The organism is Nostoc sp. ChiQUE02 (assembly GCF_034531305.2).
Classification (GTDB): domain Bacteria; phylum Cyanobacteriota; class Cyanobacteriia; order Cyanobacteriales; family Nostocaceae; genus Nostoc.
Genome location: NZ_JAVRBN020000066.1, coordinates 1 through 23,844, shown reverse-complemented (window position 1 = coordinate 23,844; position 23,844 = coordinate 1). Strand labels below are relative to the sequence as shown.

At 41.4% G+C, this 23,844-nt stretch carries 21 protein-coding genes; 8 read left to right on the top strand and 13 right to left on the bottom strand.

The window, feature by feature from the left end; translation table 11 throughout:
• Window positions 1-44: 44 nt before the first annotated feature.
• The 5 genes from RM347_RS32545 to RM347_RS32525 form a co-directional block, all read right to left on the bottom strand.
• Window positions 45-944 (bottom strand): NADH:flavin oxidoreductase/NADH oxidase, encoded by a 900-nt coding sequence (locus RM347_RS32545; protein ID WP_322721289.1) that lies wholly within the window; start codon window positions 942-944, stop codon window positions 45-47.
• Between the two features lie 70 nt (window positions 945-1,014).
• Window positions 1,015-2,226: an MFS transporter gene (locus RM347_RS32540; protein ID WP_322721290.1), complete on the bottom strand. Its 1,212-nt coding sequence runs from the start codon at window positions 2,224-2,226 to the stop codon at window positions 1,015-1,017.
• A gap of 33 nt (window positions 2,227-2,259) precedes the next feature.
• The gene (locus tag RM347_RS32535) at window positions 2,260-2,466 is read right to left on the bottom strand and encodes a hypothetical protein (RefSeq protein WP_322721291.1); all 207 of its coding nucleotides are present in this window, start codon (window positions 2,464-2,466) and stop codon (window positions 2,260-2,262) included.
• 98 nt (window positions 2,467-2,564) lie between these two features.
• On the bottom strand, window positions 2,565-3,263 hold the full coding sequence (locus RM347_RS32530) for a MetQ/NlpA family ABC transporter substrate-binding protein (protein WP_322721292.1): 699 nt from the start codon (window positions 3,261-3,263) through the stop codon (window positions 2,565-2,567).
• A 565-nt stretch (window positions 3,264-3,828) separates the two neighbouring features.
• The gene (locus RM347_RS32525; protein WP_322721293.1) at window positions 3,829-4,413 is read right to left on the bottom strand and encodes a DUF2808 domain-containing protein; all 585 of its coding nucleotides are present in this window, start codon (window positions 4,411-4,413) and stop codon (window positions 3,829-3,831) included.
• A 744-nt stretch (window positions 4,414-5,157) separates the two neighbouring features.
• On the opposite strand from RM347_RS32525, the gene RM347_RS32520 reads away from it, so the two are divergent.
• On the top strand, window positions 5,158-5,334 hold the full coding sequence (locus RM347_RS32520; RefSeq protein ID WP_322721294.1) for a hypothetical protein: 177 nt from the start codon (window positions 5,158-5,160) through the stop codon (window positions 5,332-5,334).
• A 60-nt stretch (window positions 5,335-5,394) separates the two neighbouring features.
• Here RM347_RS32520 and RM347_RS32515 read toward each other — a convergent pair whose 3' ends face one another.
• The 4 genes from RM347_RS32515 to RM347_RS32500 form a co-directional block, all read right to left on the bottom strand.
• Complete coding sequence (locus RM347_RS32515; RefSeq protein ID WP_322721295.1) at window positions 5,395-5,859, bottom strand: CYTH domain-containing protein; 465 nt, start codon at window positions 5,857-5,859, stop codon at window positions 5,395-5,397.
• Between the two features lie 105 nt (window positions 5,860-5,964).
• Window positions 5,965-6,564 carry a Uma2 family endonuclease gene (locus RM347_RS32510; RefSeq protein WP_322721296.1) on the bottom strand — a complete coding sequence of 200 codons (600 nt, stop codon included), beginning with the start codon at window positions 6,562-6,564 and terminating at the stop codon, window positions 5,965-5,967.
• Window positions 6,565-6,777: 213 nt separating this feature from the next.
• The gene (locus tag RM347_RS32505) at window positions 6,778-7,464 is read right to left on the bottom strand and encodes a DUF6875 domain-containing protein (protein WP_322721297.1); all 687 of its coding nucleotides are present in this window, start codon (window positions 7,462-7,464) and stop codon (window positions 6,778-6,780) included.
• A gap of 1,015 nt (window positions 7,465-8,479) precedes the next feature.
• Window positions 8,480-10,141, bottom strand: a complete 1,662-nt coding sequence (locus tag RM347_RS32500) for an alpha/beta hydrolase (RefSeq protein ID WP_322721298.1) — start codon at window positions 10,139-10,141, stop codon at window positions 8,480-8,482.
• 769 nt (window positions 10,142-10,910) lie between these two features.
• On the opposite strand from RM347_RS32500, the gene RM347_RS32495 reads away from it, so the two are divergent.
• Window positions 10,911-11,345, top strand: coding sequence for a hypothetical protein (locus RM347_RS32495; RefSeq protein WP_322721299.1), 435 nt, complete (start codon window positions 10,911-10,913; stop codon window positions 11,343-11,345).
• Between the two features lie 149 nt (window positions 11,346-11,494).
• Here the strand turns inward: RM347_RS32495 and RM347_RS32490 are convergent, their stop codons facing one another.
• Both RM347_RS32490 and RM347_RS32485 read right to left on the bottom strand, forming a co-directional pair.
• Window positions 11,495-12,550 carry a M20/M25/M40 family metallo-hydrolase gene (locus RM347_RS32490; RefSeq protein WP_322721300.1) on the bottom strand — a complete coding sequence of 352 codons (1,056 nt, stop codon included), beginning with the start codon at window positions 12,548-12,550 and terminating at the stop codon, window positions 11,495-11,497.
• Between the two features lie 134 nt (window positions 12,551-12,684).
• Window positions 12,685-13,083 (bottom strand): type II toxin-antitoxin system death-on-curing family toxin, encoded by a 399-nt coding sequence (locus RM347_RS32485; protein WP_322721301.1) that lies wholly within the window; start codon window positions 13,081-13,083, stop codon window positions 12,685-12,687.
• A gap of 774 nt (window positions 13,084-13,857) precedes the next feature.
• Here RM347_RS32485 and RM347_RS32480 point away from each other — a divergent pair.
• A complete protein-coding gene (locus tag RM347_RS32480) occupies window positions 13,858-15,129 on the top strand; it encodes a sulfite exporter TauE/SafE family protein (RefSeq protein WP_322721302.1) in 1,272 nt (423 codons plus the stop codon).
• Window positions 15,104-15,799 (top strand): hypothetical protein, encoded by a 696-nt coding sequence (locus RM347_RS32475; RefSeq protein ID WP_322721303.1) that lies wholly within the window; start codon window positions 15,104-15,106, stop codon window positions 15,797-15,799. The genes RM347_RS32480 and RM347_RS32475 overlap by 26 nt, the downstream gene beginning before the upstream one ends.
• A gap of 129 nt (window positions 15,800-15,928) precedes the next feature.
• On the opposite strand, the gene galE is transcribed toward RM347_RS32475, so the two are convergent.
• Complete coding sequence (gene galE / locus RM347_RS32470; protein ID WP_322721304.1) at window positions 15,929-16,927, bottom strand: UDP-glucose 4-epimerase GalE; 999 nt, start codon at window positions 16,925-16,927, stop codon at window positions 15,929-15,931.
• A gap of 161 nt (window positions 16,928-17,088) precedes the next feature.
• On the opposite strand from galE, the gene RM347_RS32465 reads away from it, so the two are divergent.
• The 4 genes from RM347_RS32465 (at window position 17,089) to RM347_RS32450 (ending at window position 21,509) form a co-directional block, all read left to right on the top strand.
• Window positions 17,089-17,352, top strand: coding sequence for a hypothetical protein (locus RM347_RS32465; RefSeq protein WP_322721305.1), 264 nt, complete (start codon window positions 17,089-17,091; stop codon window positions 17,350-17,352).
• Between the two features lie 3 nt (window positions 17,353-17,355).
• Window positions 17,356-18,009, top strand: coding sequence for a hypothetical protein (locus tag RM347_RS32460; protein WP_322721306.1), 654 nt, complete (start codon window positions 17,356-17,358; stop codon window positions 18,007-18,009).
• A gap of 253 nt (window positions 18,010-18,262) precedes the next feature.
• Window positions 18,263-20,014 carry an ABC transporter ATP-binding protein gene (locus RM347_RS32455; protein WP_322721307.1) on the top strand — a complete coding sequence of 584 codons (1,752 nt, stop codon included), beginning with the start codon at window positions 18,263-18,265 and terminating at the stop codon, window positions 20,012-20,014.
• Window positions 20,015-20,198: 184 nt separating this feature from the next.
• On the top strand, window positions 20,199-21,509 hold the full coding sequence (locus tag RM347_RS32450) for a sensor histidine kinase (RefSeq protein WP_322721308.1): 1,311 nt from the start codon (window positions 20,199-20,201) through the stop codon (window positions 21,507-21,509).
• 70 nt (window positions 21,510-21,579) lie between these two features.
• On the opposite strand, the gene RM347_RS32445 is transcribed toward RM347_RS32450, so the two are convergent.
• Window positions 21,580-23,388: an endonuclease gene (locus RM347_RS32445; protein ID WP_322721309.1), complete on the bottom strand. Its 1,809-nt coding sequence runs from the start codon at window positions 23,386-23,388 to the stop codon at window positions 21,580-21,582.
• Between the last annotated feature and the right edge of the window lie 456 nt (window positions 23,389-23,844).

The window sequence follows — 23,844 nt, the reverse complement described above, 5'->3', positions numbered from 1 at the left end:
AAACTCGTAAATTCTCATGAAGGCTCGACCAACCAACTACATTCTTATTTACCACAATTAGCATAAGAATGCTGAATCAATTCAGCAATTCGCTTATATCCCCCGAATAGAATTCGGGGGATATAAGCATCACGCCTCATAATGCCGCCTGATGAAGTATCGATGAGATCAACTCCTAAAGACTTGAGTTTGTCACTTAAAGCGATACTTTGCTCAATGTCCCAGCCATTGTCTACCCAATCGGTGGCGGAGATGCGTACCCAAAGTGGATGTGTCTGCGGCCAAACCTCTCGGACTGCTTGAACCACTTCTCTAAGAAGACGAGTCCGGTTTTCAAAGCTGCCACCATAATCATCTTCTCGGTGGTTAGAAAGAGGTGAGAGAAATTGGTGCAGTAGGTAACCGTGAGCAGCATGGATTTCCACTACCTTGAAACCAGCTTGCAGAGAACGTTTGGCAGCTTCGGCAAAAGCATCAATAACTTGTTGAATTCCCTCAAGACTGAGGGCTTCTGGAACTGGGCTATCTTTGCCAAAAGCGATCGCACTACTCGAAACCAAAGGACGCCAACCTTCCTGAGATTCATCCAAGGCTTTCCCTCCTTTACTCGGTTTGGCAGTGCTGGCTTTTCTACCTGCATGAGCAAGTTGAATACCTGCAACAGCTCCAAAGTTATGGATCAATGCCACAGTTTTGGCCAAAGTTTCTATGTGTGCATCTGACCAGATTCCCAAATCTTGGGGGCTAATGCGCCCACGCGGCTCTACAGATGCTGCCTCTGTTAGCACTATACCTGCACCGCCAACTGCGCGAGAAGCTAGATGAATAACGTGCCAATCATTAGCATATCCATTTGTACTGGAATATTGACACATCGGTGAAACGGCGATGCGGTTGCGAAAGCTAACTTCACGAATCTTGAATGGTTCAAACAGATGTGCCATTGTTATTGATTCCTTCTTTTGCTAAGTAAAAAAATTGGGGACGGATTTGCAGTATGAACTCGAATTTGCATTAAACGGCTGTAGATTTTCTCTTGCGTACACTGAAATGAGCGATAAATGCCACAGCCAACAAAAAGAATCCCAAAGCACAAACACCATTCCACTGCCACAATCCCCAGGTATAAGTACCAAGAAAAGAGCCGAGTGCGCCGCCAGTATAGTTAGTGACCATATACACCGTATTCAAACGGCTCTCAGCATTTGGAACTAAGTTGTAGACGCGGATTTGGTTTGAAACATAACCAGTGTGCATTCCCAAGTCAAGAATAAGAATTCCTAATATAAGACCCATCAAATGAGTTCCACCAGCTATCCAAAGGATGACAAAAGCTGATAGAGATAGAACAACAGCTATTCCAACTAATATTCTGGGGCCTTGCTTGTCTGCTACCCGTCCAACAATGGGGGTGGTAAAGACGCCAATTAAGCCAACTAAGCCAAATAGACCTGCAACTCGACTGTCGTAATTATACGCGGGAGATTCCAGCAGAAAAACCAGAGTCACCCATGTAGCATTAAAGGCTGCAAATACTAGTGCAACGTTCAACGCCGCTTCACGTAATACAGGCTGCTCGCGAACGAGTTGCACAAGGCTCTGCATCAGCTGCTGGTACGAGAGTGTAGACGAAGGCTTACTCTGAGGTATCCGCCCTTGGATAACAAAAGCTAAGACAAGCATCACACCTGCCGAGATGCTATATACGGCTCGCCAACCCAGATATTCCCCAGTTATCCCACTGACTGAACGAGCAAGGAGGACGCTGAGGATCATACCACTGAGTAGGGTTCCGATCGCTTTACCTCGCTCTGAGGGGGGTGTCAGATGGGCAACGAGTGGAATAACTAGATGTGCCACTATGCTACAGAAACCAAGTACGAAACTCGACACAGATAACCAGAGGAGATTGGGAGCTGTAGCCTCCACCAGCAAGGCACAGGCCAGCAAACCTAGCATAGTGACAATTAACCAGCGGCGTTCCATCCTGTCACCCAAAGGAACTAACAACAGCAACCCCACTGCATAACCAGTTTGAGTGAGAGTGGGAATAAATCCCACCTGCTGGACAGAGATATTTAAGCTACGTCCCATATCAGCCAGTAGTGGCTGATTGTAGTAGACATTGGCCACTGCTAAACCACAAGCGATCGCTAAAGTTAAAACGGTACTTCTCTGCGTCAGCGAATTGCTAACAGTGGTTGCAGTGTGCTCTTTTGAACTCATTATGATGCACCAAAAAAAATATGGAATAGTAGCTTAAATACTTGTTAAATGATTAGAGTCCTTATCAAGACTTCGATTAATAGGCTGATTATCAGACTCTTGGCTCTGTAATTCCCAGATATCGCGTTTTCCTAGTTCTTGCTCCACTAATAACTGTAGATGATCTGGTAATTTAGTTGTTTGCCAAATCGACCAAATTTCTCCACAAAATAATTCTTTTTCAACTTTTCCAAAATACATGGCTTTCTTCTCCAGTCATGTGACAATTTAAGTTTAGTAACTCGTAATTTATGAAGGATGAAGTAGCAAAATTTTCATTCTTCATTCTTTTGCCGTCTTTAAAATACAGGTACTATTCGCCCCTGATACTGCTTGTTAATAAAATCTCTCACCTGTGGATCGTTAAGCAGCTTGTTCAACTTCTGAATTTTGGGTTCATTTTCTCGACCTTGTAATGTCACTAATGCCAAAGCATACTTTGTATCTTTAGCTGTCTCTTGTCCCATAGATTGTGGTGTTATTCCTGCTAGGGCAACCATTTGAGCCGAGGAAACAATGAAGTCTACATCATTAATAGCTCGAACTACTTGGACTCCTTCTACTTCCTTGATTTGCAAGCTTTTGGGATTTTCAGCTATGACTTTCTGAGTTACAAAATCCTTGGTATTTTCCTTTAGTTTGATTAAGCCATTAGTTGCCAGTAATCTCAGTCCTCGGTCATTATTAATCACATCATTGGCAATGGTAACTATGGCATTTTGGGGAACCTCATTCACTGATTTGAGCCGTTTCGAGAAAAGACCGAGTGTGCTTAATGAAACTATATTTAATGGGACTAAATTGATTTTGAGTTCCTTGACAGCATTATTCATGAAAGGTCGATGTTGAAAAAAATTGGCATCGATTACTTTGTCTCTTAAAGCTGTACTCAGTTGTATCCAGTCATTAAAAGTAACAACTTTTACTTCTAATCCTTCCTGAGGTGCCAGCTTAGTATTTATAAACTTCAAAATATCTTCAGATATGATTCCCGTCACCCTGACTTGAATGACTTCTTTTTGTGCAGTTGCTTAGGCTGTATTTAAAGATACTTGAGCTTGTTGTTGGCTACACCTAGCAAAGAATATGGAGACACTAAATGAGGTTAAAGCTCTAAGGAAAAATCGGCGGTTAATTTTTAGATGTTGTATATTCATTAGCAATATTCTTGGTTAAACTTCAACGAACCGAGGAGGACGCACAGAGAAGATTTAAGAGTTTAAGAATCCTGGCAAAATAGCGATTTATCGTTTTCGCATCCGTTGTGCCAGCAAATCGCCTAAAAACTCTATTTACTGCAAATGTACTGTAAGTCGATTAACATACCGTAGTATGCAATTATGAGATTTGCATAGATTACGCTAAAAAACAAGAGCTATTAAAATTTATTGATATTATTCCTTAAGAGAGTTAAGTGTGTAGCGAAAACTTTCTCAAAAAAGTAAAGGACAAGAATTATACTTGTCCTCAATGCTTAAGATAACGGATTCTGCGTCAAATAGGTTAGATAAAAGAGATTGAGTATTAGGAAAACTTTTACCCAGTCCCCAGTCCCTAATAAAATTAATTCTCTGTAGTTGCTGGTGCGTAAAATTGGAAGCGACCAATACCGAGAAATTGACCAGCGGTTTGCTCACCAGAGGGAAAAGCCTTCACACCAAATAAATAGACACCATCATAAAAAGGATTGCGGTAAGCTTGCAAACCAATAGTAACTGTCTTACCTGGTTGGACAGGAGTATCAAAGATTACTGTGACAGTCTGTTGTTTGTTGTCGCCTTTTACAGCTTTGAGTGCCAACTTTGAACCCTGGCTATTACGTGTGCCTTCAAAAGCAAAAGTATCTTTCTGATTGAATTCAATATCTTCAGTTCCCTGAATCTGGTTAAAAGTAACCTGCTGTAATGGTTCCCCAGCAGTGGCTGGCACTTCTAGAGTGAAATAGTAAGTGGTATCCGAAACACTTGTATCGGTGTATGGAGTGCTGGCACTAACTAAACGGGGTGGTTGGGTAAAGGCGATGCCTACGGCGGGCTGCGCCAACGCGCCATTGCTTAAGGTAACTGCATTGGCTACCGAATGAGGTAGTAAATATAGTCCAGTGCTGACAACAAATAGAGTACTAAAAAAATTAGTAACGTACTTCATAATTTCTATTTTTACCTCAATGATTTTTATCTGGTACTCAAATTATTGAGTCTTGCTTCGAACACCGATTTTTCAGCCTGCTCAAATGTATGATTACAGCTTCTCAAATCAGCAAATGTAATCAAGTTTTTTGGCTATTTATTAGGCTATTTTGCTGTAATTCTAGCACGCAATTTAAAGTTGTCCAGGAATAAAAAACAGATAGTTAAATTTAAATTTAACTACTAATTTTACTGGAATTTTCATTAGTAAATTCCCTCAAAAGCCGATGATTTTACTGGGCTTTTACTATATGCAAACACCTAAAAACCGATAAATCTACCGTATTTTAATTAATCTCATACATCTATAAGTTGATAGATTTACCGTATTTAAAAATAGTAGATTTTGTGAAAAATCAATAATTTTACACAGGAGTAAATTTATCAATTGAATTATATGTAAGTAATATTATCTAATTTTAAATTAGCGAATTATACTAAAGGAGTAAGATACACTGCTTTATTGCCAACAAAACGTTCGCCTTAGGAAGCCCAAAGGGCTGTAGCGCGAACGCACCCATGTGTCTCAAAACAAATTTTTCTTCCTTCTCTCGCGTTTCAATTTGGAGGTATCAGAGCGTTTGTGCTTTTGGGAGATATTGCTCATAATTTAGCGCGATCGCCTGTGATTCGTTCAGCATTACATTTCTTTACTAAAGAAGAAAAAATCTAAGCTCTTTGTGCACTGGAGAGTCAGATTCAAATGGTGCGTCAATATTGCAACCGTGCGATTGCCTTGAGAGATGGAGAAGTGATGTTTAATGGTGCGATCGCCAAACTAGATGATGAAATGCTCAAGGTTATAAACCGCAGCTACACAGGCAAAACCCACGAAGGTGGGTTTCGATTCATGGAGACGGCTTTGTCTACGTTTGTGTAACCGCGAGTTTTATTCGTTAGGTATTTTTGTAAAACTCGGATGTTCCCAATATTTCAGCCATTACCATTCTGAAAAAGGATGTTTTACTAAATTACTATTGAAATATCTGAAGTCATCAGAAACTTCTTCTCCAATCCAGGTTGGTAGTTCAATTTGTTGGTTTTCATCACTGAGTTCAACTTCTGCTAATATTAATCCTTTATTAACACCATCAAACTCATCTATTTCCCAAATTAAACCACCCGACTCTATTTTATATCTGACTTTTTCTATAAACGGACGTTCACACAATGTCTCAAGCATTTCTTGAGCATCTTCAACAGGGATAAGATACTCAAACTCTAATCTTGAATATTTAATATTGGGGCCTTTAATTGTCAAATAACTTTTTTCTCCTACTATACGTATACGTACAGTCGCTTTGTCTTGTGTGGCAATGTATCCTTGACGATAGACACTACCTTCAGCTAATCCTCTCCAGCTATCTCCTCTCACTAAATATTTCCGCTCTATTTCTTTTGCCATTTTATTTGTTTTTATGTATTAAACAATAGTGTGCTTAAAAGCTAAATACTATCAACAAACTAGTTTCTAAAAATGTTGAAGAGGATATCAATTAACTTAATATTATCAACTCCAAACCTCGGTTAAATCCAAGACAAACCCAGGTAAAACATTGTCTCCTGACAAAGTTACAGGATTATCCAGTACTTCGACATCTCTATCAGGTGTATAAATTTCTACCTTTTTGCTTTTCCGGTTAATCAACCAACCTAAACAAGTTCCATTTTCTACGTACTCTCTCATTTTGGCTCGTAGTGGCTGCATGTTGTCATTTTTGGAACGTAATTCCAACACAAAATCAGGGCAAAGAGGGACGAATCCATCTTGTTGTTCTTTTGTAAGTGCGTCCCACCTTTCTTGACACACCCAAGCTGCATCAGGAGAACGATCCGCACCATTAGGAAGATGAAAACCCGTCGAAGAGTTAAATGTTTTGCCAAGTTTTGTTTGACGGTTCCAGAACCAGAGTTGTCCTTCGATATCTGAATTTTTATTTCCCGTGGTGCCTCCAGTTGGAGCCATAACAATTAACTCTCCTGTAGCAGTTCGTTCTAATTGTAAGTCTCTGTTAGCAAGTGCTAACTGAACTAACTGCTCGTGAGTAACTGTAAGTGTTAGTGTGGATGGGATAATGACGGCTATCGGTTGAGATTGGGCTGGTGTCATTGTTCAGTCCTAAAACTGAGGTTTTTGAAAGCGGTTGCACCTAAATCGTGCAGAAGCCTGAAATAGCTGGTTTTCTGGCTACTTCCAGAGTAACATCTAGCTTATAGCTTGTAGTGTGGGCATTTGAATGCCCTAGCGAATAGGCAAGAGTTTTCCTAGTTCCCATACCCGCTCCCTAATCCCCAGTCCTCAATTCAAATATTTGATATTTATTTATATGCAATAACTCAGCAAATTTTCTTGTTGAAGTTGTTCTTTCGCTAAAGCCAATGCTTGATGAGCATTTTTAATCTTTGTTTCATCTGTAAATTGATGACCAAAACGCTTTAAATAAGCTTCCAGATACCGAATACGTAAGCGTGGATCAGCCGGATTCTGAAGAAAAGGGAGATCAGCTTCAACCATAAACCGGATAGCTAACAAAGGGATAGGGCTGCGAAGTGGACGAAAGTTTGGGTTGTGCAGACCAGGACTTTGATTACGTTTATGAAATTCTCCGATCATCAGTCCTGACTCAACAAACAAAGGTTTAAGTTTTTGTTGGATACTATCTATTAGTTTAGAAGCGTCTTCTATATGGATGTCAGGAAAGATAAGTAAAAAAGCTTTATTTATTGCTAATTCTTGCTCTTTAGCATCTATCTTAAGAAAGATATCTCGATAGCATCCAACAACCTCTTCTAATTGTTCTGGATACAAATCTTTTGTGCGAATAACTGCCAGACGAATACTGTTTGACTTGAGAGATGAAGGTACAAAAGGGCAAACTGCGCCGGGTCTTCCTAAGTGAGGATGAGGTTTACCTAAAAAATTTTTCACCCACTCCATAATTTCAATTAAGCAAGGAAGGTCTTCGTGTTGCTGGAGTTGTTCGATTTCAAGAGTTGTATAAAGTTGCATGAGCTTGAGTGGAATGGAATAATTGTTTGATTCTGAATCCAAAAGTAGTTTTATAAAATTATTTATCTGAAACTAATTATTATCTAAGTAAATAAAAAAGTAAATAAAACAAGCCTTTATCTTTTTTATTCTGGGTTCGTCTGTGGCTTGTAGCAGATAAAAATGCTCTAAAGTTTTTGTTGCTTTAAATAAACTTACGCCAATAAATACACAAAAATATTTTCATCCCAAGCAACTTGTGTTCATTAATTTTTGGCATTTTAGCGAAAATACAAATGTATTATCCAGCAGATACCCCTGTTTTTTTTTACACTCTTAAGCTTCTATTATTTTTAACAAATATATTATAAAGTTTATATATAAATACTTATTTTTAGTGTAAAAATTTAGTATTGCTTTAACAATAACTATAGGTTCACTATCAGGCTAGTATAATTTAATTTAGGCAAAAACTACGTATAAATACTTATTTTTAGTGTAAAAATTTAGTATTGCTTTAACAGTAACTATAGGTTTACTAACAGGGTGGTATAATTTAATTTAGGTAAAATCTCAAAAATTAAGCCCAATTTTATAAGCTTTATATTACTTAAGTAGTTTGGCGTAAAAACTTGTCGTTGGAATAAGTTAGGAAGCAGAAGGGAAGAGGATTTTAGCCGAGTTCATCAATATACACATAAATAAATCGGCGTAAATAATTATAGTTGGGATAAGGCAGGGGTTAGGGAGCAGGGGGAAAACGAATTTTAGTCCTGTTTAGCTTTCTTCATATAGTTTGGTCTTATTGTGCCAACTGACTTATCTATTAATCGTAAGAGAGGGCCGATGAGCGGTGGCATCTGCTGTTGCTAGGATCTCTACTCTTAAAGTTAAGAGTAGGCATACGCGGACTCGTTGGCGCAGCCTCTGGTAAAGAAGAGGCTGCGCTATCGAAGGAAACTGATCCTCAGACAACTCTTGGTAAGGCACTAGCTCCCCTACAAAAAAATTGGATATTTTTTTAATTGGAAGTCCCTTATTTCTCAACAAATTCTTTCACCACTGCCATAGCATCAGGGGGAATCTGCGTAATTAGGCGAAATGGAAATGCGGCAGTCGAGGCAAACTGGGCATAATCTGATGTCAGAAAGACAGCGTAGTTTTTAGCTTCTGGAGTCATCTGTGCAGCAAAGGCCAAAGCTATAGCTTTAACGTACTTGCGAACATCAGCTGCTTGTTCACCTACAACTTCACCGCCACTAATCGGTGTATTCGGTTGTCCTATCTGATCCAAAGTGGTGCTGGGGTCTTTTACACTTAGATGAGTACCGCCAAGTATACCAACTAGCCATTTGGGGGATGGGATTTTGTCAAATCCCACAATCTGTTCAGTTAAAGCTGGGGTTGTTTTATCGGCGGAACCTGCTAACACTAAAGTAGGAACTTGCACCTTAGTTAACCCAGTTTCACCAAAAATCAGAGAAGTTGTAGGATTGAGAGCGATCGCCTGTTTTATTCTGGTATCCCGTAGTTGATAGGTATTTTCTGGAAGTTCTTCAGCGATGCACTGCATACCTTCTGCCAGACTCAAGCTAGTCAAGTTCTTTTTGCAACGTTGTTTGAGATGTTCCAGTTGTAACTCGGCTCCAGCAACTGCTAAAGCTGTACCACCACCAAAAGAATAGCCAACAACCATCGCGTTCGTGGTTGCAAGTTTCCCTTGCAGCGGATTATTAGCTGTTTGGTTGAGCTTTTCTAATTCGTCAAGAACAAAACTAATATCTTGAGGGCGATACAAAAACTCTTGAGGCTTCACAACTCTGGTTTTACCTTGTAATGCTAAGTTAGTATTCGCTTCATTACTACCGGGATGTTCTAAAGCCGCTACTACATAACCGTGGGATGCTAGATGTTCTGCTAGGTAACGCAAGTCCGTGCGGACTGACCCGAAGCCGTGAGAAAAGACAATTACGGGTTTGTTGGGAGTTGCAGCATCTGACCAGTAAACATCAACTGGAATTTTGCGATCGCGCTTTTGGTCATTCAGACTTAAGTTGAGTATTTTTACTTGAGCACTTCCTGTTTGGCTGGGATCAAAAGGGAAAGTGAACTGCGGTGTTCCAGGCTGCGGTTTTATGGGGTCGAGTTGGGGAGCGATCGCTAGCATAAATTGCTGGGTACGCCAAAAAGCTGTATTCAAACTCCCTGCAACAATAAAAGCCTGTGGCAAATCAATTTCTAGGCGTTTACTGGGATAAGCAGCAATAAAACTCAGTATAGAAAGGCCCTGCGGTGCATTAGAGCCTAATACTAATCCTGCTCTCAGTGCTTGTACCCCAGCTTTGTCCTTTCGGGCTAAGGCAGTAGCGAAGTCATTGAGAATAGTTGTGCCAATCTGAGTATTAACTAACCGATTAACAGTGACAACATTCATTGGTATATTCGTGCCCAGCGCCCCCAAGAGGAAGCGGCGTTGTTGTTCAGATAATCCTTTAGTGTAAGACTGCAAACTCCCAGGTAATTTCCCTGTTTTTGCAGCCTTTTGCAACTCAGCAAGGGAGATGGATTCTGTAAATAAACCCAAACGCACAACAACTGTGTCAGCCGCAATGACCGAAGTATTTGCCCCGAACTGTGTAAGTACAATCGCGCCCAAGAAACCCGCAACTGTCTTAAGACTTCTCCAACTTATTCCCATAAATATTTATACCAAGTCTTACTTACGGGAATATAACGGATATTTGTGTATTTGACTACCCCATTAGTTGCCTAGAAATAAAAGTAGATTTACTCCTGAACTTGATAGCGATGTCTACGAGGTCACTGACTTGTACTGGGTGACTTGCCTTGAGCGTATCGCTAAAGCGAAAGCTCCGCTAACGCGTAGCGTCTCGTAGAGAAGTCGAAAGGAGTCGAAGTAGCTTTGTCGTACTCCTTCCCTGCGGGACGCTACGCGAACGGAAAAGCAAGCTACGCGCAGCTTCTCGTAGAGAAGTGCGAGCTATTCGGCGTCGCCCTGATCTCCTCAAATCATCTGCTGATGCAAACATAGGTTATCAGAAGCATAACAAAAGTAACGAATTGTAGAATTTATCACAGTTAAAAATTTGAGCATAAATCAGTGTTAACAGCCACAAAAGCCCGATTGTTTCTCAGCTAGCTTTAATACTGTAAGAGCGACAATCCAAAATTATTTATTCAGAGCAACTAGATTTATCTATGAGGTCAATCTAAAATCTAAAATCTAAAATCTAAAATCGTTCGACTGAGCGTAGTCGAAGTCTAAAATCCAAAAGTGAGTGACTGTCAGTTTTTCTCACAGGAAACTTTAACGACAGATTAATGTTTTGTCTTTGCCTTGTAGAACGTGTTGCAGAGGTGTTGCAGGTGGATAGTATTACTGCTGTAGCTGCATTATCATTACTCATCAAATTCTACCAGCCGCATCAACAACTTTTCTTGGCTTTATGCGTCGCAGATTCCGCTATATTTTAATTTTGCTGCTCTCCTTGAGTATTATTACACTGTGGTGGCCTGTGAATGATTCTGATTGCAATATCGAGGCTTTTCTAGCATCAAAAACTACAAAATTCCAATTACAGGCTACTAAGGTTATTGTTCAGCCGTGGCATGGTCGTCACCATGTATATGGAATATTTATGATCCCTGATGAATACAAACAAGCTCCATTTTTTGTGGTGACAGTCCAAGGTGCTGGCAGTTACTGTTCCAAACAATTTGGTTATAAAAAAAACTTTGATGATATCATTGCTGAACCAGGAACTTATCTGGTGAGGAAGTTTATTAGAACTCGAATAGCCCTAAGGCTAATTATCAAAGGTTTGTACTTTCAGATAAATGATAAAAATAATTGGACGTTGACTTTCCCTGAACAAAAATGAATAAATTTATTCATTACACCGATTCTCAGGTCAATAGACCACGCCCTACGGTCACAGCAATGTACTCTACAAAATATGTGGTTAAAATAAATGAAAACTGCTGTGATAAGTCGCTCTTTCTCTGAATTGATTAATTACGAATTATTCACTCAGCTTGGTGGTTGAGTTTCTAAAATCTCGCTTTTTTCTAACAAGACAGTAGTAGCATTAATTACAATTTGTGCTGCTCCGGTGAAGAACGATCGCTCGATAGTCGCCGGAACATCGCTAGATTTATGATAGTGTGGAGTCCGTAAATTTGCGGTATCTGTCACCAGCACAGCACCCACGCCCTGGTACCAAAATGGTGCATGGTCGCTGCGTAGGGTATCGGGTGTCAGTAAACCTTTAAAAGGAATTGGTAGTGTTAGGACTGGTGGCAAATTTGATTCCTGTTTATTCAGGGCAGTTAAGGGGATGTTCTGTAAATTTTGAAAGGCATTTAGTAAAGGCAAATGTTCTGTATCACCCACTACTGCCAAAAAGTCGCCCTTGTCGCTAGGTGGGGTAACAGGCAATCCGGCAGGGTATTTTTGACACCCAGCAGTGTAACAAGCGTAACCTACCATATCCATAACGATCGCTCCGCTTAAGTTTTGTAAGCGTGCTGTCTTGCTCACAAAAGCCTGACTACCTAAAAGTCCTGCTTCTTCTTGGTCAAAAAAAGCTAGCTGTAACGTCCGTGGTGTGGGACGAGAACCAAGCAACCGAGCAACTTCCAGCACTACGGCTACACCACTGGCGTTATCATCAGCACCACGGGAGGAAGCAACAGTGTCATAATGCGCTCCTACAAGAATTGCTCTAGCCGCTTTGTTAGTTCCTGGGCGTTCGGCAAAAATATTCACACCCTCGGAGAACTTTTCTAATTTGGGCTTCCAGCCTAATTTTCTCAGTTCAGTTGTGATATAAGTGCGAGTAAGCGATCGCTCTTTTGTTGTGAAGCGCTGAAAATTCAACTTTTGGATATGGGCTAACAGTCTGTCAGCAGACACTTGCGGCGCACTGTCAACTTCCTTTAACTTTGGCTGTGGTTGGGGTGTTTCCACTGGAATGCGCTCAACAATTTCTGGTGAGGGACGCTGTTCAAAAAACGTGCTACCTCTACTACCCACGACAGCAACTGCCATCAGCACCAACAGCATCAGCCAAATCCATTTTCTCATGTGATTTATCCCTGGCTTCCAGACTTAGGGTAGCGCAAATCCCCAGCTATAACTTTCCAGAATTGCTAGGAAGGGTTTAATATTTTGGTTTTCTAAATTTTTAGATAAACCTGCAAAGTACCTTTGCAATCAGCTTAATTATCTATTTTAATACAATTTCCTTTAATCCAATCTGCTATCGATTCTTGGGTCTCTTGATCAGTTGAAAGTCTTTTTATCATTAATACAACTTCTTTTTCTGGGACTTCTAAAGAATACCCATTCAATATCAGAAAGGTAGCCATCGAAACGAAAGCTACCCTTTTATTACCATCTATAAATGCATGATTTTTTACAAATGCAAAAGCATAAGCAGCAGCTAACTCAAAAACAGTTGGTGTAGGTTCACCATAAGCAAATAAATTTTTAGGTCTATCTAAACTAGCTAAAAGCAGATTTCTATCTCTTATACCCGGAAGTCCGCCGTGTTCTCCTAGTTGTTCTTTGTGCATAGCTTTAATCACTGCTTCACTCAACCAAAAAATATTATTCACTGAGCTAGCTCACGAAGTGCATTCCTATACTTACTGCTTACTTTTTCATAAGCTTCCATAGCCTTTTCAAATTCAGACTTGTCAGGTGTGGTTTGAGGATTACGAGAATGTTTCACAACGAAAAGTACCCCATTCTTACTACGTCTAAATTTTAGACTTTGAAAAGATGGTATCAATTTGTTTTTGATCTTACGAAGTCTCAAGGTTTGCATGATAAACAAAGCCAGTGATTAAGGCTTTAATCTATTTGTCCTAAGCTCAATATACCTCATCTAATTAGGTCAGGTCACTTTAGTTAAATTGCTTAACCAATAAGCAAGGATTAATGAGATTATTTTTAACTCTATTGAGAATAGATTCCTCTCTTACTGACATGATGCGGCCGTGCTGCTATATGTGGCACTTAACCAGCAGAATCAACCGCAAAATTTTAACTCATACCCTTTGCTTCTGGCTTAATCGCCATAACTGTGAGCCTCTTCAATTTTATGAACTTCTCTATCGGCTGAAATTTAGTTTAGGATTTACGCACCTGTAGGGAGTTTTATGAGTGTTTACACTCACGGTTTCTTACTTCTTTCTTTACCTTCAGTAAACATCAAGTTTGACAGTTCGTCTTTTGACAGCGATCGCAACTTCACGTAAAGTGCCGCACTAGAGGAGTGCTGAGTACTGAGTACTGAGCAAAGAGAAGAGAAAACAATTTCTTCTTAATTCTTCAAAATCTTTATTCTGACACTCAGGACTCATGACTCAGAACTCAGGACTTTTTTTATGGTAGATTTATTGCTGATCGCAATCCTGGGGTTCCTGGGGAGTTTTGGACATTGCTTTGGGATGTGTGGCCCTCTAACTGTGGCGTTTTCCCTGTCTCATCAGCCAAAAATTCCACAAACAGCCTCCTTGGGACGAACATCAACCTTAGAAAAGTCCGACACTTGGCAACAGCAATTAAAATTTCATATCTTGCTAAACCTGGGGCGGATGTTGAGCTATGCTCTAGTGGGTGCTGGCATTGGGGCGCTGGGTTCGGTATTGCTGCAAGGTGGACAGCTTGCAGGTGTTGGCAGCGACTTCCGGCGCTGGATGGCAATTGTAACTGGTGTAATGCTGATTTGGTTTGGCTTAGGACAAGTAAAACCCGATTTGCTACCCCGCATTCCCGTGTTACATCCCCTATTGCAAGGTAGTTTACACGATCGCCTCAGCACAGGAATGGTCAAACTTTCCTTAAAAACCAAATGGTGGACGCCATTGCTTTTGGGGATGACTTGGGGTTTAATGCCCTGTGGTTTCCTGTATGCTGCCCAAATTAAAGCCGCTGAAACTGGCAATTTATGGATGGGTACAGCTACTATGCTGGCTTTTAGTCTGGGAACGCTGCCCACTATGCTAGGTGTCGGCGTTTCCACATCATTGGTAAGTAAAGACAGGCGCAGTCAGTTGTTTCGATTAGGTGGTTGGGTGACACTCACCATTGGCGTCATCACCTTGTTGCGGACTGGTGACACAATGGTAGATTACACCGGACACGCCGCCTTAATCTGCTTAATCTTGGCACTAATTGCGCGTCCTATTAGTGGCTTGTGGGCTTCACCACTGCGTTACCGCCGGGGCTTGGGAGTGGGATCTTTTGTGCTTTCTGTAGTTCACACCGCCCACATGATAGAACACTCATTGCAATGGAATTTTGCCGCCTTTTCTTTTCTGCCGCCAGAATTTCAGTGGGGTATGGCTGCGGGTGCTGTAGCATTGGTATTAATGTCCCCCGCCGCTTTTACGAGTTGGGAATCATTGCAAAAATCTTTGAGCAAGCGTTGGCGACAGATTCATCTATTGGGTGTGCCAGCCTTGCTCTTGAGCGCCATTCATACTGTGTTGATTGGTTCCCATTACCTGGGTTCCTTGCAATCAACTTGGGGAAATAAATTAGCGGCAGTACTGATGGGAATTATTACCCTCAGTGTCTTGCTAGTACGTTCGCGCTTTTTTTGGTCAAAGTTAGCCGTAGAAAAGTTTTATGTTCCCCCAACCAAATCGCGGTAAATCATCCTTATTTTCTGGCTCCATCCCAACGAGTCGAAAACAGAGCCCTTACCTGTTCAAAGGCATTTTCTGGCATCAAGGAACAATAAAGTATTTATTATTCCTGAGTTGCTTAGTTATATCAATAACTAATTTTTACCCTGCTTTTGCTCATAAGGTGGAAGTCGCCTCAGATGTTGGTGGCACCCTCCACATTGAACCAAATGATAATCCTCGTGCTGGAGAACCCTCGCAAGCCTGGTTTGCACTTACCCGCAGAGGTGGAAGGGTGATTCCCCTGTCACAGTGTAATTGTCAGTTAGCTGTTTATGCCGAACCCTATGCAGCCGGAGAACCACCACTCCTAGAACCACAGTTAGAACCTGTGGCCGCTGAACGCTATCAAGGCATCCCAGGTGCGGAAGTTGTCTTTCCCAAGCCAGGTATTTATGAGTTGCAACTAAATGGTAAACCAGTCTCTGGGGCAAGATTCAAACCCTTTGAGTTCAAATTTGAAGTTACTGTGGCAGGCGGGTCTACACAGAATCTACGAAACCTGCGAAATGTCAATGGTGATTTAGGAGAAAATGAATCTCAGAAATTACCAACTTGGGCGATCGCACTCCCAATCCTCGGATTTATCGGCATCTTAGTTTTCGTACTGCAAAGTATGAGGAGGGGTGGAGAGTAGGAAGTAAGGAGTGGGGAGCAAGGCAGCAAAAGAGGCAGAGGGGCAGGGGAAAGGGGTGCAGAGGAGAGGAATTTTCCCCCTTGCCCCCTGCTCCCTGCCCCCTGCCTCTTTTCAATGCCCAATGCCCATTTACTTGTGTCGCTTTTGATGCCACTGCCACGCATGAGCGACAATATCTTTGATGGATGGATACTGAGGTTGCCAGCCTAAGATTGTTCTGGCTTTTTCGCTGGTGCCAATAAGAATTGGGGGATCGCCAGGACGGCGATCGCGTTCTTCTATTGGTATGGAAATTCCTGTCACCTCTTCGGCTGCTGCAATCACTTCTCTGACGGAGAAACCGCTACCATTGCCCAAATTGAAAACTTCGCTATCGCTACCTTTTAATAAATATTCCAATCCCAAAATATGGGCATCTGCTAAGTCATTGACATGAATATAATCACGAATACAAGTACCATCGGGCGTAGGGTAATCGGTGCCAAAAATTGAGATAGATTCTCGTTTGCCTAAAGCTGTCATTAGCACCAAGGGAATCAAATGGGTTTCTGGGTTGTGATCCTCGCCGAGTAAGCCATTGGGATTAGCACCAGCAGCATTAAAATAGCGGAAACGCACTGATTGCAAACCGTAAGCAACATCAAAATCAGAGAGAATCCGCTCTACCATCAGCTTTGTAGCGCCATAGGGATTAATCGGATTTTGAGGATGGTTTTCTGGAATGGGCACGAATTCCGGTACACCGTAGGTAGCACAAGTAGAAGAAAAGACAAATTTCTTCACAGATGCCGTCAGCATCGCTTCTAACAGGGTGAAAGTGCCAAGGACGTTATTGCGGTAATATTTGGCCGGGTCAGTCACCGATTCTCCTACGTAGGCATAAGCAGAAAAGTGCATTACAGCGGCTATGTCGCGGGTTTTAAATAGATGATCTAGTAAAGCGCGCTCGCCTGTATCCCCGACGATCAGTTCTACCTGTAAAACCTTTTCTACCAAGTCGCGATGCCCATAGACCAGATTATCAAGTATGACAACGTTATAACCCGCTTGCTTCAAAGCAAGCACCGTATGAGAACCAATATATCCAGCTCCCCCCGTTACCAAAATGGTAGGCTTTCCAGGCGACATAGTTTTTCCTTTTGAGTGGATTACTCAATTAATTTAGTTTACCGGTGCCACATTACTCTTCTGGAAAATTATAAATAATAGACGCAGTGTCAAAAAATTGCACTAAAATCACTACGACGGTAGTCTTTGGGTGTGAGGTTTGAAGTATTTTAAGTCAAACAGTGCGATTACAATTTGACAATAAAATAAATCCATTTCCCGAAACCTCTAGGTTGGCCCTTACGGGTGACGCTTCTAGCGTCGCGATCGCTAAGAAGTCGCTAGTTGTTTTATACAGGGAAATCATGCACGGCAGTTCCTCTTGGGGAGCCACTGCGTTCGTTACCGGGGTTCCCTCGGTTGCAGCATCTGGCGTAGAAACCCCTATAAAGGTGGACTGTCTTATCACCACACTGGCTCACCGCACCAGAAAATTTGAGAGTTAATCTATGTTTCTATTGCTAAGCCGGGTACTGCTGTGGCTGCTGATTGGCACTATCGTATATTCTCTGTTCCAGCGATTTTATCCCTCTGGAACTTTTGTAGGGCGATTAATCTTAGTCGTTATCTTGGTAATCGTAGCCCTATCATTTCTTAACCCCAATGAACCTGCTGTGGCGTCGTTGTGGAGGATGCTGTCTTTTCCACTCAAGCCTCTAGGAGCTTCTGTTTTACTGATGATTCTTGCCGCTCAGAAAATCAAAGGAGGTGGAATAGACAAACCAGGAGGATACTTAATAGGTTGGGCACTAACGATTTTGCTGTTGGCAAGTACACCAGCGGTCGCTTATTTCCTTTATAGAGCACCTCTCGCAATGACAGGTGAAACCTATGTAGCAAGTGCTACACCAACATTTGGAACACTGGTGGCATTAGGGCAATCAACCACCACAGCGAATATCTCAGATGTGAATGGGGATAGCATTCTTTCTTATAATTTGAGAGTGCCTCCCTACCTATTACAAGGAAATCCTCAAGATATTCGCACACGCGGTTTACGACTTGAAGACTTTGTACCTAATTCGGACACGTTGCAATTGACAACAAGAACTTGGGAAAGTTATCTCGTTGAAATTTACAGGTTCTTGCGTGTTCAGCGGTAATAAAGTTAAAAAAGAAAAACTTGTCTGCTTAACTGAGATGGTAGCTGGATTTATGCCGTGTTGTACTAGTAGGAAAGGCAACTTTACTGGGTTCGTAGTGAGCGCTTGAGCGCTCAAGGCAAGGACTAAAGTCCTGACTAAGAACTTATGCACCCATTAAAGCTGGTATCGTGGACTACTAGTACCGAACGGCAATAACTATCCAGTTAGACTAGCAGTTAATCTAGGATGATAAAGTTGCAAAATTGCTTTAATGGCAAAATCTCGACGAATCGCTAAACTCATTGCTTACTTACGACCCCATTGGCGAGAGGCCTCCTTAGGGATTCTCGCTTTGTTGTCTGTCAATGGACTGGGCGTTTATATCCCCTTGTTGATTCGTGCTGGTGTTGACAAACTCTCCACAACCTTCAGCAAACCCCAAATACTACATGACGTAGTGATCATTGTCTTGCTCAGTTCTGCGATGTGGCTAATGCGGATGGCATCACGCATTTGGCTATTTGGGGTGGGGCGTCAGGTGGAATTTGACCTGAAGCAACGGATTTTTGAACACTTACTCAAGCTGGAGCCAGCTTATTTTGCCAGTAATACTGCTGGCGATTTGATTAGTCGGGCTACCAGTGATGTGGACAATATCAAGCGATTGTTGGGTTTTGCAGTCTTGAGTTTGGCAAATACGTTGTTTGCCTACGCCCTGACACTGCCAGTAATGCTGGCGATTAGTGTGGATATCACACTAGCCGCCCTGGCAGTGTACCCTTTTATGCTCTTGTTGGTGAGTCTGTTTAGCGATCGCTTACGCAAACAACAAGCAGCAGTCCAAGAGCAACTCTCTGATATCAGCGAACTCATCCAGGAGGATATCAGTGGCATTGCTTTAATTAAAATCTATGCCCAAGAAGCAAACGAGCGTCGAGCCTTCACCAAGAAAAATCAGCAGCTATTGACTGCTAACCTGGAACTGGCAAAAATCCGAAATACACTATTTCCGCTAATTGGTGGGCTAGCTAATGTCAGTTTATTGGCGATCATCTGGCTAGGGGCGGCGCGGATGTCTTCTGGTACCCTTAAGGTTGGCGATTTTTTAGTACTGTTAATTTATGTAGAGCGCCTAGTTTTTCCCACTGCCCTTTTAGGATTCACAATTACTGCCTACCAACGGGGTGAAGTTAGTATCGATCGCCTTGAATCTATTCTTTCTGTTACACCGAAAATTAAAGATGCAGCCGATGCCATACATGTGCCAGTGGCGGAACTTAAAGGCGAACTGACAGCTAAAAATCTCACCTATACTTACCCTGGTTCCACTACTCCAGCTTTAGCAAATGTTAACTTTACCATTGCTCCCGGAGAAACCGTGGCCATTGTTGGGGCAATTGGTTCGGGGAAATCCACTTTGGCGAACGCTTTGCCGCGCTTGTTGGATATTGAATCAGAACAATTGTTTTTAGATGGGCTGGATATTACTAAGATAGCTTTGGCAGATTTACGAGGTGCGATCGCCTATGTTCCTCAAGATAGCTTTCTATTTAGCACTACAATCAAAAATAATATCCGCTACGGTGACCCAATTAGCGAACAAGAGCAGGTAGAATCTGTCGCTCAACTTGCCCAAATTGAATCAGAAGTTAACAATTTTCCCCAGCAATATGAAACTATTGTTGGTGAACGCGGTATTACTCTTTCTGGCGGTCAACGACAACGTACTGCCTTAGCTAGAGCGATGCTGGTCAATGCTCCAGTGTTAATTTTGGATGATGCCCTCTCTAGTGTAGATAATCAAACAGCCACGCAAATCCTCAAAAATCTTTCCGGTGGTACTGAACGCAAAACAGTAATTTTTATTACCCATCAATTATCAGCAGCGGCGGCAGCTGACCGAATTTTTGTGATGGAAAAAGGAAGAATTGTTCAGATAGGCAATCACTTAGAACTGGTGCAACAAGAGGGTCTGTACAGAACTTTGTGGAGCCAGCATCAAGTAGAGGAATTACTGCACTAGTACCGCGAGGCGGAATTAAAAATTAAAAATTAAAAATTAAAAATGAATACAGCGTAAGCGTTTCATTGATTTGGAATGGGTGGTTTATTTCCGCCGTGTTGTACTAGTACAATAAGGACAATTTTTGATCCAGCGTGTATAATTTGTCATTAAATATTTGACAAATTACCTTGTTTGATGATATATGCTGGAATTTTTGCAAAATTTTTTTACTGATAACTCATTTATTCCACATGGACATTGTTACCTGTGGAAGCCGAGTTTAGTGTGGCTAAACATCATCTCAGATTCTCTGATTGCTTTGGTATATTATTCTATTCCCATCATCCTTATTTACTTTGTCCACAAGCGAAAGGATTTCCCCTTCAAATGGATACTTTTATTATTTGGAGCTTTTATCGTTTCTTGTGGTACAACCCATGTGATGGATGTATGGACGCTTTGGCATCCAACTTACTGGCTGTCCAGTTTAATTAAAGTTATTACAGCGATTATCTCACTATATACAGCGATCGCACTGTTACCCATCATTCCCCAGGCTCTGGCTTTGCCAAGTCCGGCACAACTAGAAGCAGCTAACTGCCAACTAAAACTGACTTTAAAGGAACTTGAAAATACACAAGCTCAACTGATTCAAACTGAAAAAATGTCTTCATTGGGGCAATTAGTTGCGGGTATTGCTCATGAAATTAATAATCCTGTAAATTTTATTGACGGTAATATCTTTATTGTCAATGAATATACTACAAATTTACTCAATTTGATTACGCTTTATCAGGAATGCAATTGCCATTTAGTATCAGAAATTCAAGCTTCTATTGAAGAAATTGACCTTAATTTCATTAAAGAAGACTTACCGAAAATTTTATCTTCCATGACAATGGGAGCCGAGCGCATTTCCAAGCTAGTCTTATCCTTGCGTAACTTCTCACGGCTAGATGAAGCGGACAAAAAAGAAGTTGATATCCACGAAGGTCTTGATAGCACTCTCTTAATTTTGCAAAATCGCTTGGAAACCGAAGGAAATCATCCAGATATTCAAGTTATAAAAGAATACGGCAACTTGCCTAAAGTCGAGTGCTATCCTGGACAACTCAATCAAGCATTTATGAATATTCTGAATAATTCTATTGATACTTTGAAAGAATCAATAAATGGTTGTCAGTTATTGGTGGCCAATGCAAAAACAACTGGCAACCAACAACTGATAACTAAAACTAACAATCCCCAGATTTGGATTTCCACTGAGGTTTTAGACAGCAATCAAGTGATAATTCGGATTGCTGATAATGGTTGTGGTATGACAGAAGAAGTAAAGCCAAAAATTTTTGACCCATTTTTTACAACTAAACCTGTTGGTTCAGGTACAGGTCTAGGGATGTCGATTAGCTACCAAATTATCAACAAGCATGGTGGTCAACTCAAATGTGTTTCTACACCGCTTGTAGGCACAGAGTTCATTATCCAGATTCCAATTCGGTTAAAGTCTGTTTGATGATAATTTGGTCTACCCGCTTACCCTTTTCCCCACTTCTGCAAGAAGTCTATTTTCAAACACTACCGTTTTAGGGATTACAGTATGCCCGTTCTGCTAATGTGACATCTAGCACAAATGGATTGTCATTACCTTGAAATTTAGCGATCGCATGACTGCGTTCTATTTCAGTAATATCAGGAGGGTCTTGCTGATTCCATTTACACAAAGTCTGACGCTGATTATTAAAGTAATTTCGGTCTACCCCTTCAGCCCGATCCCGATAAATAGTGTAAAAGTAGAACACTGCCCTGGCTATATCACCTTTTACTTTCTCTCTCGGCTCAAATTTAGCAGATGCTGATTCACTAAACTCGTCAATTCCACTACTGGGAATTGTAGATTGAACAGTATCATTTCGATACCATTTCTTAGTACTTGTGTCGGCTATATCGTCGAAGGGTTTATTGCCTCGCTCACTATTAATATCTTCTCGTGCAGGAAATAGATGGTGAAGGTCACTTCGAGAATTACCCTTGTCCGCTCCTTTACTTTGTGGCCAAGTATGTTCAGTATTCAGTCCTAGTTTGTCAGCTTCCTGACTAGGATCGCCACTGCCAATTAAACGAATTGGGTAACTGGCATAAATATCTGTCACAATCCCTGCTCGGTTGTCAATAATGCTAAACATTTGGTCTCTTGCGCGATCGTAATTCAAGATTTTGCTAGGCGTATACTCCTTAGCTAGCTCGTCAACTAGAGCGAATTTGGATAATTGAGGCAATATAATTGCCGAATCAGTTGCGGGAGCGGGAGTGGGTTGGCTAACGGGAGGAATGGTGTCAGATGTGGACTGGTTAGCAGGTAATGTAAACGCTGCAATCACGGGATCGTGGTCGCTGACAGGCCTACTAAAGCCAACGTTGACATGGACAATGTCAATTTCCGGTTGAGCAACACGGGAAAGATTTTCACTGACCAACAAATGGTCAATAAGTTCAAGATTTCCCCGGAATTTGTAAGTAAAGCGATCGCTAGCAGGTAAACTATCCGTCAGATTCTCAAGAATATTACCCTTTAAAGTTTTCAGAGGTAAGGAATCGGGTAAATCGTTTAAGTCACCTAGTACAATTACTTTGGCTTGCGGGTCAACTTCTAATATTTGCCCTACGAATTCATTAACGATTTGGGCTTGCTTAACTCGTTGATCGTCGCTGGGAGAACCTCCAAGCTTAGAAACAAAGTGATTAGCAATGATAAAGAGTTTTTGATCGTTAAATATAAATTCTGCCGCCAGTGGCTTACGGCTTTGATCGAAAGCATCATTCGTGGGGTCAATCCGACCTGGGTTAAGCGAGAGGTCAAGACCATTTGAACCTTGAGTAATAGCCACAGCTTCTAATGAACCACCTCTTCTCGGCAGTTTTGCTAGAGTTATCCGGCTAGGTCGAAACAATAAACCAACACGGATATTGCCTCCAGGTTCTCCGCCATCTCGATCGTCGCTGGGCGCAATATCAACAAAGTCGTATGCTGGACTACCGATATTTTCGAGCGCAGCAATCAGTTTTTGGTAAGTCTGGTTTGCATTCACAACGTCATCATTGATTGGCCCGTTGTTATCCTGAACTTCAATTAAACTGATGACATCTGGTGCGTTCAAATTATTGCCAATAATTTTAGCAATATTATCAAAGCGTCGATCTCTAGGATCTAAATTCTCGACATTAAAAGTTGCAACAGTCAATACATCCTGTGAATTTTTCAGAGATGTTGTTTCACGTTCTGCAACTGAAGGTAAAGGAGTTGGCAATTGAGCTATTGGACTAGCTTGTAGTGGACTCACCCATGCAAAGAAGATCAGAGCAATACTTAGGAGTAGCAATTTGATGAATTTCATTCTCTCTTCCAATGAAGATATTTTCTAGATTAGTCTTCTTCTTAATACAGTTCAGTTAAGAAAAGTTTTAGCTTGAGTAAAGGGAGCATCCCACTTTGGAAGAAATACTAATAGAAAAGGAAATTGCGCCTATATTTTTAAATTAAATTTGCAGTCGATTAGATACCGTCTTGAATGTCAAGTCTTGATCGTTACTAATAGCGATGTCTGCGACGGGCAACTCTTGGAGAGGGTACACCTACGCAGCCCATTATCAGAAGACTTGTGCAACAAGCATAGCTTTACATGACTTGATGAAGCTAGTAGTCTGGCAAGCCAACTTTGCAGGGTGAGACAGATTTTTGATAAGCTATTTGAAGTGTGGCTGCGGGTAACATCATGGCAAAGAAGTATACAGTAAATTTGAGTAAAGAAGAAGTAGAAAAACTGCGATCGCTAATCAAAACAGGCAAGAGT